Source organism: Burkholderia sp. LK4 (assembly GCF_001043615.1).
GTDB classification, from domain to species: domain Bacteria; phylum Pseudomonadota; class Gammaproteobacteria; order Burkholderiales; family Burkholderiaceae; genus Burkholderia; species Burkholderia cepacia.
On record NZ_LDUL01000042.1, the window covers coordinates 1 to 15,185 of the forward strand.

Consider the following 15,185-nt stretch of genomic DNA (forward strand, 5'->3'; position numbering starts at 1 on the left):
CCAACTTTTGGGGTGCAGTTCACATTTCCCGCGCTTTTTCAATGGGTTCGAACGATCGCGGTCAGTGATGCGCGGCCTTGCCCTTGTCGCCGCCATGATGCCGCGACGGCTTCGCGATCGACTGCGGATTCGGCACGACGCGCACCGGCGCCGCGGACACGGCGCCGCGGGTCGACGTATTCGACGGCGTGTTGTTCAGCGGCGCGGCCGGTGCATTCGGCGACACGAACTGCACGAAAACCTCGCCGTCCTTCACCATGCCCATCTCGTAGCGCGCGCGCTCCTCGATGGCCGCGGTGCCGCTCTGCAGATCCTGCACTTCGCCGGCAGTGCGCTCGTTGCGCAGCTTCTCGTCCGCATTCTTCTGGAGCTGGTCGTCGAGCTGCTGACGCAATTCATGCACCCGCAGCCAGCCGCCGTGCCCCCACCATAGGGGGTACTGAATGAGCGCCAGCAAGGCAATCAGGACGACAGTGACAAGCCGCATGTAAGAGACGCAGATATAAGAAGCGCCGCTCCGCGCACAGGCACAGAGCGGCGTCGAGATGACGAACCCGATAGTAGCGCGTTAGCGCAGGTTATAGAAAGCCGATTTACCCGGGTAGCTCGCGATGTCGCCGAGATCTTCCTCGATGCGCAGCAGCTGGTTGTACTTCGAGATACGGTCGCTGCGCGACAGCGAACCCGTCTTGATCTGACCGGCGTTCAGGCCGACCGCGATATCCGCGATCGTCGAATCTTCCGTTTCGCCCGAGCGGTGCGAGATCACGGCCGTGTAGCCTGCGCGCTTCGCCATTTCGATGGCCGCGAACGTTTCGGTCAGCGTACCGATCTGGTTGATCTTGATGAGGATCGAGTTCGCGATGCCCTTCTCGATGCCTTCCTTCAGGATGCGCGTGTTCGTGACGAACAGGTCGTCGCCGACCAGCTGCACCTTCTTGCCGAGGCGGTCGGTCAGCAGCTTCCAGCCTTCCCAGTCGCTTTCGTGCATGCCGTCCTCGATCGACACGATCGGGAACTTGTCGGCGAGCGTCGCGAGGTAGTCGGTGAATTCGGCCGACGACAGTTGCAGGCCTTCGCCCGCGAGCTGGTACTTGCCGTCGTGGTAGAACTCGGATGCCGCGCAGTCGAGCGCGAGCAGCACGTCTTCGCCCGCACGGTAGCCGGCCTTCTCGATCGCCTGCAGGATCGTCGACAGGCACTCGTCGTTGCTGCCGAAGTTCGGCGCGAAGCCGCCTTCGTCGCCGACTGCCGTGCTCATGCCGCGGTCGCTCAGGATCTTCTTCAGTGCGTGGAACACTTCCGCGCCGCAACGCAGGGCTTCACGGAACGTCGGCTGGCTCACCGGGACGATCATGAATTCCTGGATGTCGAGGCTGTTGTTCGCATGCGCGCCGCCGTTGACGATGTTCATCATCGGCACCGGCAGTTGCATCGCGCCCGAACCGCCGAAATAGCGGTACAGCGGCAGGCCGGCCTCTTCAGCCGCTGCCTTCGCGACGGCCATCGACACGGCCAGCATCGCGTTCGCGCCGAGGCGCGACTTGTTGTCGGTGCCGTCCAGCTCGAGCAGCGTCTTGTCGAGGAACGCCTGTTCCGACGCGTCGAGGCCCATGATGGCTTCGGAGATTTCGGTGTTGATGTGCTCGACCGCCTTCAGCACGCCCTTGCCGTTGTAGCGGCCGGCTTCGCCGTCGCGCAGTTCGATCGCTTCACGCGAGCCGGTGGACGCGCCCGACGGCACGGCCGCGCGGCCCATCGTGCCCGATTCGAGCAGCACGTCGCATTCGACGGTGGGGTTGCCGCGCGAATCCAGAATCTCGCGGCCGATGATATCTACGATTGCACTCATGGGTTTCCTCTGAGAATGACGATGGATTCTTCAAACTGCGACGGCGCACGCGCACGAACCGCTTTCGCTACTGACGCGCGAAACCGTCGCAAGGTTCATTCGATCTTTAATTGAAATCGTTTTCCAGGAACGGATGGCGCTTCACCGCCTGGTCGAGCGTGACGAGGGTCTCCAGCAGCGCGCTCATCCGGTTCAGCGGTACCGCGTTCGGGCCGTCCGATTTTGCCTCGGCCGGATTCGGGTGCGTTTCCATGAAGAGGCCCGCGACGCCTGTCGCGACTGCCGCACGGGCAAGCACCGGCACGAATTCGCGCTGGCCGCCCGAGCTCGTGCCCTGCCCGCCCGGCAACTGCACCGAGTGGGTCGCGTCGAACACGACCGGGGCGCTCGTCTCGCGCATGATCGCGAGCGAACGCATGTCCGACACGAGATTGTTGTAGCCGAACGAGACACCGCGCTCGCACGCCATGAAGCGGTCTTCCGACAGCCCCGCTTCACGTGCGGCGTCGCGCGCCTTGTCGATCACGTTCTTCATGTCGTGCGGCGCGAGGAACTGGCCCTTCTTGATGTTGACGGGCTTGCCCGAGCGCGCGCACGCCTGGATGAAATCGGTCTGGCGGCACAGGAACGCGGGCGTCTGCAGCACGTCGACGACCGACGCGACCTGCTCGATCTCGTCGATCGAATGCACGTCGGTCAGCACCGGCAGGCCGAGCTGGCGCTTCACCTCGGACAGGATCCGCAGGCCCTCGTCCATTCCGAGGCCACGAAACGACTTGCCCGAGCTGCGGTTCGCCTTGTCGTAGGACGACTTGTAGATGAACGGAACGTTCAGCTTCGCGCAGATTTCCTTCAGGCGGCCTGCCGTGTCGATCGTCATTTGCTCCGATTCGACGACGCAGGTACCCGCGATCAGGAAGAAAGGCTTGTCGAGACCGACCTCGAAATCGCACAGCTTCATGCTTGCACTCCGCGCGCTTGCTTGTTGGCGAGCGCGGCTTCGACGAACGACTTGAAGAGGGGGTGACCGTCACGCGGCGTGGACGTGAATTCCGGGTGGAACTGGACGCCGACGAACCACGGGTGCATCGAACGCGGCAGTTCCATCATTTCCGGCAGATCCTCGCTCGGGGTACGGGCGCTGATGATAAGGCCGCCGGCTTCGAGCTGGGGCACGAAGCGGTTATTGACTTCATAACGGTGGCGATGGCGTTCGTTCACGTCCTTGCCATAGATTTCTTCGGCCATCGTGCCCGGCTTGATCGGGCAGCGCTGCGAACCGAGGCGCATCGTGCCGCCGAGGTCGGATTCCTCGGTGCGCGTCTCGACCTTGCCGTCGCGGTCATACCACTCGGTGATCAGCGCGACCACGCGTTCCGGCGTGTCCGGCTCGAATTCCGTGCTGTTCGCCTGCTTCAGGCCGACGACGTCGCGTGCGAATTCGATCACCGCGAGCTGCATGCCGAGGCAGATGCCGAGATACGGCACCTTGGCTTCACGCGCATAGCGGATCGCCGCGATCTTGCCTTCCGTGCCGCGACGGCCGAAACCGCCCGGCACCAGCACGGCGTCGAGGTGCTTCAGGCTGTCGACACCGTTCGACTCGATCTCTTCCGAGTCGATGTATTCGATGTTGACCTTGGTCGACGTATGCAGCGACGCGTGGCGCAGCGCCTCGATCAGCGACTTGTACGACTCGGTCAGGTCGACGTACTTGCCGACCATGCCGATCGTCACTTCGTGCTTCGGGTTCTCGAGCTTCTCGACGAGCTCCGACCACATGCTCAGGTCAGCGTCCTTCGGCGACAGCTTCAGTTCCTCGCAGATGATCCGGTCGAGGCCCTGGTCGTGCAGCATCTGCGGAATCTTGTAGATGCTGTCAGCGTCCCACACCGAGATCACGGCGTCCTCCGGCACATTCGAGAACATCGAGATCTTCTTCGATTCGTCGTCCGGAATGCGGCGGTCCGCACGGCACAGCAGCACGTGCGGCAGGATGCCGATCTCACGCAGCTTCTGCACGCTGTGCTGGGTCGGCTTCGTCTTCAGCTCGCCGGCGGTCGCGACATACGGCACCAGCGTCAGGTGCACGAAGCACGCGCTGTTGCGGCCGAGGCGCAGGCTCATCTGGCGCGCGGCTTCAAGGAACGGCAGCGATTCGATATCGCCGACCGTGCCGCCGATCTCGACGATCGCGACATCCGGCTCGCCGCAGGTGGCCGATGCCGCCCCGCGCTCGATGAACGCCTGGATTTCGTTCGTGATGTGCGGAATCACCTGCACGGTCTTGCCGAGATAGTCGCCGCGGCGTTCCTTGCGGATCACCGATTCGTAGATCTGGCCGGTCGTGAAGTTGTTGGCCTTGCGCATCTTCGTGCTGATGAAGCGCTCATAGTGGCCGAGGTCGAGGTCGGTCTCCGCTCCGTCTTCCGTCACGAACACTTCGCCGTGCTGGAACGGGCTCATCGTGCCGGGGTCGACGTTGATGTAGGGATCGAGTTTGAGGAGGGTGACTTTCAGACCGCGCGATTCTAGGATCGCGGCGAGGGAGGCGGCGGCAATACCCTTGCCGAGGGAAGAAACTACGCCGCCGGTGACGAAAACATATTTGGTCATCGCTGAATGCTCGCGGGAAAAACGGATTATACCGTAAAGCCCGCCCTTCTCTCAGCAATTGACTCGATGATCGCGCCCTTTCGCGCCGTCCCGCACCAGCCGTGGGCGCCGGGGCGAAGGCCCCACCGCCGGCCGGCGCAGCCGCACGCACCGGCGGCGCGGCCCGGTCACCGGGCCCGGGGTCAGGCGCGCTTCGCGAGCGGGGCGCTGCCCTGCGACACGTCGCCCTCGGCCGCCTTCAGCGAATTCAGCATCCGCTGCAATGCGCGGGCCGTCTCGAGCGGCCGCTCCATCGGGAACAGGTGGCTGCCTTCCAGCCATTCGACGCGGCCGCGCGCCGCGCGGCGCGTCGCATCGAGCCCGACCTGGCGCACCTCGCGCGAACGCGTGCCGGCGAGAAAACCGAGCGGCACCGGCGCGCCGTGCGCGAGCCTCGGGCCGAGCGTGTGCGGCAGCGTCCGGTAGATCAGGTATTCGACCTGCCGGTCGAACGCGAGCGCCCGCTCGCCGTCGGCCCCGGCCTGCGGGATCCCGTAGTCGATATAGTCGGCGAGCATCCGCTCGTCCCAGCGCGCGAACGCGGGCTTCTCGCGGAAGTGCCGCCACACTTCGTCGCGGCTCGTCCAGCGCGTGCGCCGGTTACGCGTCGCGGCGGCCGGCGACAGCCGCTCGTCGAGCCCCGCCCACTGGCTCGCACGCAATGCGCCGGCGCGCCAGCCCGCGATGATCGGCGAATCGATCATCACGACGCCGCGCACCCATTGAGGCTTCTTCAGCGCAGCCATCAGCGACAGGTAGCCGCCGAGCGAATGGCCGACGAGCCAGACGGGACGCTCGTAGCGGCTGCCGATGTCGTCGAGCAGTTGCTCGACGAGATGCGGCCAGTCGCGCGTCACTGGGTAGCGGCGGTCGTGGCCGATCCGTTCGATGTAGCGCAGCTCGTAGTCGTCGGCCAGTTCGGCGAAGATCGTGCGGTACGTCGACGCCGGAAAGCCGTTCGCATGCGAGAAATGGAGGATGTCCTTCAAACGCCGATGTCTCCCTTGTCGACCGGAATTGACGCGGCCCTTGCCGCGATCACCGATCCATCCAGTATCGCCGCCGAACGTCGCGATGACGCTCGAAGGCAAACCCGCCGTCGGCCGGCGCGACGTCGAACCGCACGGCGCCGTCGCGATCGGTGCGCGGCAGCGGAATCCCGCGCGCCTCGTAACGTGCGAGAACCGCCCGGTGCGGATGCCCGAAACGATTGCGATAGCCTACAGGAAATACCGCGACGCGCGGCCCGACCGAATCGAGGAAAGGCTCGACCGACGACGTGCGGCTGCCGTGGTGCGGAACGACCAGGATCTGCGCGGCCAGCGTGTCGCGCGCAGTGCCCACGAGTTGGCGTTCGACGGGCGCTTCGATGTCGCCCGTCAGCAGCGCGGACGTCCCGCCCGCGTCGATGCGCAGCACGCACGACTGCCCGTTCGACGAACCCGCGCCCGGACCGCCCGATGGCCAGAGCATCGTGAACACCACGCCGTCCCAGGTCCAGCGCTGCCCGGCCGCGCACGGCAGCCGGTCGGCAACGCCGGCGGCCATCGCATCGCGCCACAGCCCGCTCGTCGGCGGAATGCCCGCCAGCAGCTGGCGCACGTCGGCAGCCGCATAGACGGCCGGTGCGCCGCCCGCGTGATCGGCGTGCGCGTGACTGAGCACGAGCGAATCGACCACAGCGATGCCTCGCGAGCGCAATGCCGGCGCGACGATCCGCGCACCGGCATGCGTCGACTCCTCGCCCGGTCCCGCGTCGAACAGCAAGGTCCGTCGGGCGGTCTCCACCAGCACCGACGCGCCCTGCCCGACATCGAGCACGGTCAGCCGGAAACCGCCCGGCGGCGGCGCATCGGCTGCCGGCGCGACGAGCGGCAGCCACGTGAGCGGCGCAGCCCAGCGCAGCGGCCAGCCGCGCGGCATCAGCGCCCATGCGACGCCCACGCAGGCCAGCGCCAGCACCGGCCAGTCGGGCATGCGCAACCAGAACACCCCGGCCGGCCAGTCGGCGAGGTATCCCAATAACGTCATCATCGGTTCGAGCGCCGCGTGCGCGAGCCGGAACGCATAGGCGTCGAACGGCGCCGGCAGCGCGATGCCGGCCAGCACGACCGGCGTCACGACCGAGCTGACCCAGGGAATCGCGAACGCATTGCCGAACGGGCCCGACAGCGATATCTGCGCAAACCAGGCGGCCGTCAGCGGCGCGAGGCCGATCGTCACCGCGTACTGCACGCGCGTGGCCTCGGCGATGCGGCGCCCGGCGCGTGCACCCCACGCGCGCAACCGGCTGGACAAGCCGGCCGGGCCGTCGCCTTCGTCACCGTCATCGCCTTCCGCATCGGCCTCGCGCGCGGCGCGCCAGCCGGCAACCGCCAGCAGGATCACGGCAACCGCACCGAACGACAACCAGAACCCGGCCGACAGCACCGCCCACGGATCGGCGAGCAGGACGCCGCCGAGCGCCGCGCACAGCACCGCCGACGTTGGTACGCTGCGTCCGGCCAGATACGCGATGCCGCCGCCCGCGATCATCCACCACGCGCGCTGCGCCGGCACGTTGAAGCCGGCGAGCGCCGCATAACCGGCCGCAGCCACCAGGGCGGCGAGCGCGGCCGCGTACGGCGCCGGCAACACGAGCGGCGCGGCCCGCGCGCGCCACCGCAGACGGCGCCAGACCATCGATACGAGCCCGCCCGCGATCGCGCCGACGAGCCCGACATGCAGGCCGGAGATCGCGACGAGGTGGCTCGTGCCCGTGTTGCGCAGCACGCGCCAGTCGTCGTCGCCGATGCCCGACTGGTCGCCGATCGCGAGCGCGGCGACGATGCCGCGATGGCCGGCGTCGCCGCCGAGCGTCTCGCCGATACGCGAGCGCAGCACGTCACGCAGCCGATCGATCGATGCACCCCATCCCGACGCGCGCGCATCGAGCAATACCGCCCGCCGGGGCGCGCTGACGTAACCGACGGCGCGAATACCCACGGCAAGCCAGGCCGCCTCGCTGTCGCGCACGCCGGGATTGGATTCCGCATGCGGGCGCTTCAGGCGCACGACGAAACGCCAGCGCTGCGCGGCGCGCAGATCGGGCAGCGCGTCGCGCGTCGCGGCCGCGTCATACGCGCGCCACGACAGACGGATCAACGGCGGGAAACGGGCCAGCCCCGCATCGTTCGACTCGACCGCGAACAGCAGCCGCGCACCCGTGTCGTCGACCACGGGCAGCCCCCGGATCACACCGGTGACGACGATGTCGCGCCCTTCCCACTCGACGGGCAGGCTGTCGCCCAGCCGCCATTCGGCCCGTGCGGCCGCGTAGCCGAATCCGGCGACGCAGGCCGCGAGCACGCAAAGCATCCATCCGAGCGCGACGGTCATGCGCATACGCCGGCGGCGCACGCACCATGCGCCCAGGATCACGCAGCCCGCGAGCACGGCCGCACCGATCGTCCATGCGAACGCACCCGGCAGCGTCGCCTGCCGCTGCAGTACGACCACGCCGAGCGCGAACGCGATCCACCACACGCGCATCGCCCCTCCTCGTCGATCCGGCGCCGCCATTGCGAATACGGCGCCTTCCGGCAACGATTATGCGGACGAAAGGGCGAGTCGCGGCAGCGCGGCGAGCGCGTTAGCCGAAGTGCATAGGGAGAGCGCGCCCGTGTCGATCCCGCGCAGTTCGGCGAGCACGTCGCCGATGCGCGGCACCTGGTCGGGCGTGTTGCGGGATTTGTATGCCCATTCGGGCGCGATGTCGGGCGCGTCCGTCTCGACGACGATCGCATCGAGCGGCAACTGCGCCGCGAGCCGGCGGATCTGCAGCGCCCGCGTGAACGTCACGTTGCCGCCGAAGCCGAGATGCAGCCCATGCGCGAGATACGCTTCGGCCTGCTGAAAACTGCCGTTGAACGCATGCGCGATGCCGCGCCGCACGCCGAAGCGGCGCAGCCCGGCCAGTACGCGGTCCTGCGACTTGCGCACGTGACACAGCACGGGCAGGTCGAATTCGCGCGCCAGCTTCAGCTGCCCCTGGTAGAAGAACTGCTGCCGCGCGTCGTCGAGCCCCGGCACGAAATAGTCGAGTCCGATCTCGCCGATCGCGACGAAGCGCGGATCGTCGAGGCTCGCCTCGATTTCCATGCGCAACAGGTCGAGATCCTCGTCGCGTGCGCGCGGCGTGTACATCGGGTGGATGCCGAGCGCATAGACCGCGCCCGGCGTGCGTTGCGCAAGCTCGCGCACCGTCGTGAAGTTGTCGCGCCCGACGCTCGGGATCACGATGCGCGACACGCCGGCCGCGTGCGCCGCCTGTACGACCGCATCGCGGTCGGCGTCGAACTCGGCGGCATCGAGATGGCAGTGCGTATCGATCCACATGGCGATGTTCCAGCACGCTGGCGCCGCGCCGGGACGAACCCGGCACCGGCCAGCGGCGTCCACTTACACCGGCAACGCCGGCTCCTCGTGCAGCACGCCGTCGCGCAGCCGCATGATGCGGTCGCAGCGCGCGGCGAGATCGGGATCGTGCGTGACGATCACGAAGCTCGTTTCGAGCGTTTCCGACAATTCGAGCATCAGGTTGAACACCGTATCGGCCGTCGTGCCGTCGAGGTTGCCGGTCGGCTCGTCGGCGAGCACGCACGCCGGCTTCGTGACCAGCGCGCGCGCGATCGCGACGCGCTGCCGCTCACCACCCGACAGCTCGCCCGGCCGATGCTTCGCCCGCGGCCCGAGACCGACGCGCTCGAGCATCGCCTGGGCCTCGGCACGCGCGGCCTCGGTCGTCATCCGGCGGATGCGCAGCGGCATCGCGACGTTGTCGAGCGCGGTGAACTCGGGCAGCAGGTGATGGAACTGGTAGACGAAACCGAGCGCACGGTTGCGCAATTCGTTGCGCTCGCGCTCGGCGAGTTGCGTGAACGGCTTGCCGAGCAGCGACACCTCGCCCGCGCTCGGCTCGTCGAGCCCGCCCAGCACGTGCAGCAGCGTGCTCTTGCCGGAGCCCGACGCGCCGACGACCGCAAGCTTCTCGCCGCGCCGCACCGTCAGCTCGGTATTGTCGAGCACCTGCACGTTGAAGCCGCCCTGCACGAACGCCTTCGTGATCCCGCGCGCCTGAAGCACGTATTCCTGCATACCTGCCGAATCCTGTCTGTTGTGTTGTCGTGAATCCGCGAATGCGGTCGCGCGATCATTCATAGCGAAGGGCCTCCGCCGGCTTCACCTTCGCGCCGCGCCAGCTCGGGTAGAGCGTCGCGACAGCCGACAGCGCGAACGCGATCAGCCCGATCCGGATCACGTCGCTCGCGACGAGTTCCGACGGCAGCTCGCTGATGAAGTACACGGACGGCGGCAGGAACTGCACACCGAACAGGTGCTCGATCATCGGGATCAGCCACGGGATGCTCCATGCGATCAGGCAGCCGAGCGCGACGCCCGACGCCGTGCCGACGAAGCCGATCGTCACGCCCTGCACGACGAAGATCTTCATGATCGACCCCGGCTGCGCGCCGAGCGTGCGCAGGATCGCGATGTCGGCCTGCTTGTTGGTCACCGTCATCACGAGCGACGACACGAGGTTGAACGCGGCCACCGCGATGATCAGCGTGAGGATGATGAACATCATCCGCTTCTCGATCTGCACGGCCGAGAACCAGGTCTTGTTCTGCTGGGTCCAGTCGCGGATGTACAGGCTGCCCGACAGCGTATGCGACAGCTCGACCGCCACGTCCGGCGCCTTCTGCATGTCCTTCAGCCGCAGCCGCACACCGGTCGGCGCGGCCATCCGGAACAGCGCCTCGGCATCGCGGATGTTGATCATCGCGAGCGTGCTGTCGTATTCGTAGTGCCCGGACTCGAACACGCCGACGACCGTGAACTGCTTCAGCCGCGGCATCATGCCGGCCGGCGTGATCGAACCCTCCGGCGCGACGAGCGTCACCTTGTCGCCGACCGTCACGCCGAGGTTGCCGGCAAGCGCATCGCCGAGCACGATGCCGAACTGGCCCGGCACGAGCGCGGCGAGCTGGCCGGCCTTCATGTCCTTGCCGATGTCCGACACCTGCGGCTCGAGCGTCGGCTCGACACCGCGCAGCATCACGCCGCTCACCGCGTCCTGGCGAGTGAGCAGCGCCTGCGCGTCGACGTACGGCGCCGCGCCGATCACCGACGGATTGCGGCGCGCTTCCTGCGCGGTCAGCTGCCAGTCGGGCATCGAGCCCGTCGGCGAGAACACCTCGACGTGCGCGAGCACCGACAGCATGCGGTCGCGCACTTCCTTCTGGAAGCCGTTCATCACCGACAGCACGACGATCAGCGCCGCGACACCGAGCGCGATCCCGAGCATCGACACGAGCGCGATGAAGGAAATGAAGCCGTTACCGGTCGTGCGTTTGCCGGCGCGCGTGTAGCGCCAGCCGATCTGCCATTCGTACGGAAGTTTCAAGCGAATCCTTTCTGCTGGTTACGGCGGGGAGGCGCCCCGCGGCCGGACCGCCGCCCGGTGGCGGGCACCGGCCCGGGCACGGTCGAAAAACGGCTGCCGGACGCGAACGGGCCGTCAGCCGGCCCGATCACGCGCGCAGTTTGCCATACAATGCGCACCATCATGCACGACCGACGCCTCCATTTTCTCGTTCCGTTCGCGCTGCCGTCGGCGGCCGATGCGGCCTCGTCCCTGCACACGCTGGACAGCCCCGCGCTCGAAAAGTTGCTCGCCCGCGCCAGCCTCGTCGAGCGCGTGGCCGGCGAGGACTTCCAGCGCACGCTGCCGCACGAGCGCTGGCTGGCCCGCCAGTTCGGCGCGACCCAGGGCAACGCCGCCGACGAGGCGCCGCTCGCGCCCTACATGCTGCTGGCGGACGGCGGCGATCCGGGCGCCCGGGCCTGGGCCTGCGTCGAGCCCGTGCACGTCGAAATCGCGCACGATCACCTGGTGCTCGTCGATCCGGCGGCCCTTGCGCTCGACGACGGCGACGCGGCCGCGCTGCTCGCGGTCGCCCGGCCGCTGATCGAGGAGCTCGGCGTACGGCTCGAAGCGCCGAACCCGTCACGCTGGTACCTGTCGAGCGAGCAGCTCGCCCGGCTCGCCGGCGCCGCGCCGCTGCGCGCGAGCGGCCGCAACATCGAAATCTGGCTGCCGCACGAGGCGCATACGGGCGAACGCTCGCGGATGTGGATGAAGCTGCAGAACGAAGTGCAGATGGCCTGGTTCCAGCACCCGGTCAACGAAGCGCGCGAAGCGCGCGGGCTGCCGGCCGTCAACTCGATCTGGTTCCATGCGCAGGGCACGCTGAAACCGGTCGGCCAGCCGTTCGCGCGCGTGCTGTCCGCATCGCCCGCGGCGCTCGGCCTTGCACGTGCCGCGCGGATCGACGCCTCGGGCGTGCCCGCCGCATTCGGCACACTGCCCGCTGCCGACGGCGCGACGCTCGTCGAACTGCCGGCGCTGACCACCCCGTTCATCGAGCAGGACTGGGCGCGCTGGCACGACGGACTCGCCACGCTCGAGCGCGACTGGTTCGCGCCGGCCCTCGCCGCGCTGCGGAACGGCGAGCTGGCGGGCGTCGATTTCACGCTGTGCGGCGACACGAGTTCCGTGACGCTGCGTGCGACGCGCTCAGACCTGCGCAAGTTCTGGCGCCGCCGCGCGCTGGCCTCCCTGTTCGAATAACAACAAGCACACCCCGTATGACCCGGATCGTTACCCGCCCCGTCGCGCCCGCCGACGCCGAAGCGCTCGCGCGCCACGGCCTGCATCCCGTGCTCGCGCGCCTGTACGCGTCGCGCGGCGTGCAGTCCCCCGCCGACATCGAGACCGCGCTCGCGCGGCTCGTCCCGCCCACCGAGCTGAAAGGCTGCGCCGACGCGGCGTCGCTGCTCGCCGACGCGATCGCCGACAAGCGGCGCCTGCTCGTCGTCGCCGACTACGACTGCGACGGCGCGACCGCTTGCGCGGTCGCGGTGCGCGGCCTGCGGATGTTCGGTGCGCAGATCGACTACCTGGTGCCGAACCGCTTCGAATACGGCTACGGCCTCACGCCCGAGATCGTCGAACTCGCCGCCGCGCGCAAGCCCGACCTGCTGATCACCGTCGACAACGGGATCGCGAGCGTCGCGGGCGTCGAGGCCGCGAACGCACGCGGCATCGACGTGCTCGTAACCGATCACCACCTGCCCGGCGACGCACTGCCCGCCGCACGCGCGATCGTCAACCCGAACCAGCCGGGCTGCGCGTTCCCGAGCAAGCACCTCGCCGGCGTCGGCGTGATGTTCTACGTGCTGCTCGCGCTGCGCGCCGAGCTGCGCCGCCGCGGCGCCTTTGCGAGCAAGGAAGCCGAGCCGCGCCTCGACGGCCTGCTCGACCTCGTCGCGCTCGGCACCGTCGCCGACGTCGTGCGGCTCGACGGCAACAACCGCGTGCTCGTCGCGCAGGGGCTGCAGCGCATCCGCAACGGCCGCATGCAACCGGGCGTCGCCGCGCTGTTCCGCGCCGCCGCGCGCGAGGCGCGCACGGCATCGGGCTTCGACCTCGGTTTCGGCCTCGGCCCGCGCCTGAACGCCGCCGGGCGGCTCTCCGACATGTCGCTCGGCATCGAGTGCCTGATCACCGACGACATCGGCCGTGCCTGGGACCTGGCGCAGCAGCTCGACGTGATGAACCGCGAGCGCCGCGAGATCGAGGCCGGCATGCAGCAGCAGGCGCTTGCCGATCTCGCCGACGTCGACCCGGCCGACGCGTGCACGATCACCCTCTTCAATCCCGAGTGGCACCAGGGCGTGATCGGCATCGTCGCCGGCCGGCTCAAGGAAAAATTCCACCGCCCGTCGTTCACGTTTGCGCACGCGGACGACGAAGGCAAGCGGGTCAAGGGTTCGGGTCGGTCGATCCCGGGTTTCCACCTGCGCGACGCACTCGACCTCGTGTCGAAACGCGAACCGGACCTGATCGTCGCGTTCGGCGGCCACGCGATGGCGGCCGGCCTCACGCTCGACACCGAGAACGTGCCGCGCTTCGCCGCCGCGTTCGAGGCGGTCGCGCGCGAATGGCTGTCCGACGACGCGCTCGCCCGCGTGATCGAGACCGACGGCGAACTCGAGGACGCCTACTTCACGCCGCAGTTCGTCGGGCTGCTCGACGAGGCCGTCTGGGGGCAAGGTTTTCCGGCCCCGCTTTTCTCGGGCGAATTCGACGTCGTGTCCCAGTCGCTCGTGAAGGAAAAGCACCTGAAACTGCAGCTTGCACGTGGCCGCCAACGCTTCAACGCGATCTGGTTCAACCACACGGAGCCCCTGCCGGAAAGCGCGCTGGTCGCGTACCGGCTCGTCGCCGACACGTGGAACGGCGTCACGCGCGTCCAGCTGATCGTCGAACACGCGGCCGGCTGAGCGCGGGCCGCCCGGCCCGCGGCGCCCGCCGATGCATGCGCGCCGCGCCGGACAGGGCCGCGGTGCGCGTGCGAGCACCGTTTGCGTCACCGGGCAACCCTGCCGATCGGCTATAATTCCGCTTTTTTACGAAGCAAGAATAGCGAGCGATCATGGAAGCGGAACGTCTCAACGCGATCGAAAGCTCCCTGCTCGACCTGCGCAATCGCGCGGGCGAGCTCCGGGGGTATCTTTGACTACGACGCCAAAGCTGCGCGTCTGACCGAAGTCAACAAGGAACTCGAAGACCCGAACGTCTGGAACGATTCGAAGAACGCCCAGGCGCTCGGTCGCGAGAAGAAGCTGCTCGAAGGCGTCGTCACGACGCTCACCGCGCTTGATGGCGACCTGCGCGACGCGCTCGACCTGTTCGAGCTGGCCCGCGAGGAAGGCGACGAAGACACCCTCATCGCGTCGGAAGAAGACGCCGCGAAGCTCGAGGCACGCGTCGGCGACATCGAGTTCCGCCGGATGTTCTCGAACCCGGCCGACCCGAACAACTGCTTCATCGACATTCAGGCCGGCGCCGGCGGTACCGAGGCGTGCGACTGGGCATCGATGCTGCTGCGCCAGTACCTGCGCTACTGCGAGCGCAAGGGCTTCAAGGCCGAAGTGCTCGAAGAGTCGGACGGCGACGTCGCCGGCATCAAGAACGCGACGGTCAAGGTCTCGGGCGAATACGCATACGGTTTCCTGCGCACCGAAACGGGCATCCACCGCCTCGTGCGCAAGTCGCCGTTCGACTCGTCGGGCGGCCGCCACACGTCGTTCTCGTCGGTGTTCGTCTATCCGGAAATCGACGACTCGATCGAAGTCGAGATCAACCCGGCCGACCTGCGCATCGACACGTACCGCGCATCGGGCGCGGGCGGCCAGCACATCAACAAGACCGACTCCGCGGTGCGGATCACGCACATGCCGACCGGTATCGTCGTGCAGTGCCAGAACGACCGCTCGCAGCACCGCAACCGCGCCGAAGCGATGGCAATGCTGAAGTCGCGCCTGTACGAAGTCGAGATGCGCAAGCGCCAGGCCGAACAGGACAAGCTCGAATCGAGCAAGACCGATGTGGGCTGGGGCCATCAGATCCGCTCGTACGTGCTCGACCAGAGCCGCGTGAAGGACCTGCGCACGAACGTCGAAATGAGCAACACGAGAGCCGTCCTCGACGGCGACCTCGACGACTTCATCAGCGCGAGCCTCAAACAGGGCGTGTAAGCGCCGCGGCGCGGCCTGGCCAGGCCGCGCCCCC

General features: G+C 68.0%; 12 protein-coding genes. 3 read left to right on the plus strand and 9 right to left on the minus strand.

The features are described from left to right. Positions 1–61 precede the first annotated feature (61 nt). The 9 genes from ftsB to VK92_RS21790 all read right to left on the minus strand — a co-directional run bounded on the left by ftsB (position 62) and on the right by VK92_RS21790 (position 10,952). Positions 62–487 (minus strand): cell division protein FtsB, encoded by a 426-nt coding sequence (gene ftsB / locus VK92_RS21750; protein ID WP_043190303.1) that lies wholly within the window; start codon positions 485–487, stop codon positions 62–64. 81 nt (positions 488–568) lie between these two features. Next, positions 569–1,852, minus strand: a complete 1,284-nt coding sequence (gene eno / locus VK92_RS21755; protein ID WP_011352544.1) for a phosphopyruvate hydratase — start codon at positions 1,850–1,852, stop codon at positions 569–571. 106 nt (positions 1,853–1,958) lie between these two features. Beyond that, positions 1,959–2,813 carry a 3-deoxy-8-phosphooctulonate synthase gene (gene kdsA, locus VK92_RS21760; protein WP_021157688.1) on the minus strand — a complete coding sequence of 285 codons (855 nt, stop codon included), beginning with the start codon at positions 2,811–2,813 and terminating at the stop codon, positions 1,959–1,961. Further along, the gene (locus VK92_RS21765) at positions 2,810–4,468 is read right to left on the minus strand and encodes a CTP synthase (RefSeq protein WP_021157687.1); all 1,659 of its coding nucleotides are present in this window, start codon (positions 4,466–4,468) and stop codon (positions 2,810–2,812) included. Before VK92_RS21765 ends, kdsA begins: the two co-directional genes overlap by 4 nt. A gap of 182 nt (positions 4,469–4,650) precedes the next feature. Further along, a complete protein-coding gene (locus VK92_RS21770) occupies positions 4,651–5,496 on the minus strand; it encodes an alpha/beta fold hydrolase (protein ID WP_021157686.1) in 846 nt (281 codons plus the stop codon). 49 nt (positions 5,497–5,545) lie between these two features. Further along, entirely contained in the window at positions 5,546–8,038 is a 2,493-nt protein-coding gene (locus VK92_RS21775) for a DNA internalization-related competence protein ComEC/Rec2 (protein ID WP_048024068.1), read from the minus strand. A 57-nt stretch (positions 8,039–8,095) separates the two neighbouring features. Then, positions 8,096–8,884, minus strand: coding sequence for a TatD family hydrolase (locus VK92_RS21780; RefSeq protein ID WP_048024070.1), 789 nt, complete (start codon positions 8,882–8,884; stop codon positions 8,096–8,098). A 63-nt stretch (positions 8,885–8,947) separates the two neighbouring features. Continuing rightward, the gene (gene lolD, locus VK92_RS21785) at positions 8,948–9,706 is read right to left on the minus strand and encodes a lipoprotein-releasing ABC transporter ATP-binding protein LolD (protein ID WP_021157683.1); all 759 of its coding nucleotides are present in this window, start codon (positions 9,704–9,706) and stop codon (positions 8,948–8,950) included. After that, positions 9,699–10,952 carry a lipoprotein-releasing ABC transporter permease subunit gene (locus VK92_RS21790; RefSeq protein ID WP_021157682.1) on the minus strand — a complete coding sequence of 418 codons (1,254 nt, stop codon included), beginning with the start codon at positions 10,950–10,952 and terminating at the stop codon, positions 9,699–9,701. Before VK92_RS21790 ends, lolD begins: the two co-directional genes overlap by 8 nt. A gap of 150 nt (positions 10,953–11,102) precedes the next feature. On the opposite strand from VK92_RS21790, the gene VK92_RS21795 reads away from it, so the two are divergent. The 3 genes from VK92_RS21795 (at position 11,103) to prfB (ending at position 15,151) form a co-directional block, all read left to right on the plus strand. Next, a complete protein-coding gene (locus VK92_RS21795; protein WP_048024071.1) occupies positions 11,103–12,179 on the plus strand; it encodes a hypothetical protein in 1,077 nt (358 codons plus the stop codon). Between the two features lie 17 nt (positions 12,180–12,196). After that, positions 12,197–13,894, plus strand: coding sequence for a single-stranded-DNA-specific exonuclease RecJ (gene recJ, locus VK92_RS21800; RefSeq protein WP_021157680.1), 1,698 nt, complete (start codon positions 12,197–12,199; stop codon positions 13,892–13,894). Positions 13,895–14,046: 152 nt separating this feature from the next. Further along, a protein-coding gene (gene prfB, locus VK92_RS40435; RefSeq protein WP_099318679.1) for a peptide chain release factor 2 occupies positions 14,047–15,151 on the plus strand; the annotation gives its coding sequence in 2 pieces (ribosomal slippage) (positions 14,047–14,127 and positions 14,129–15,151; 1,104 coding nt in all). The last annotated feature ends 34 nt before the right edge of the window (positions 15,152–15,185 follow it).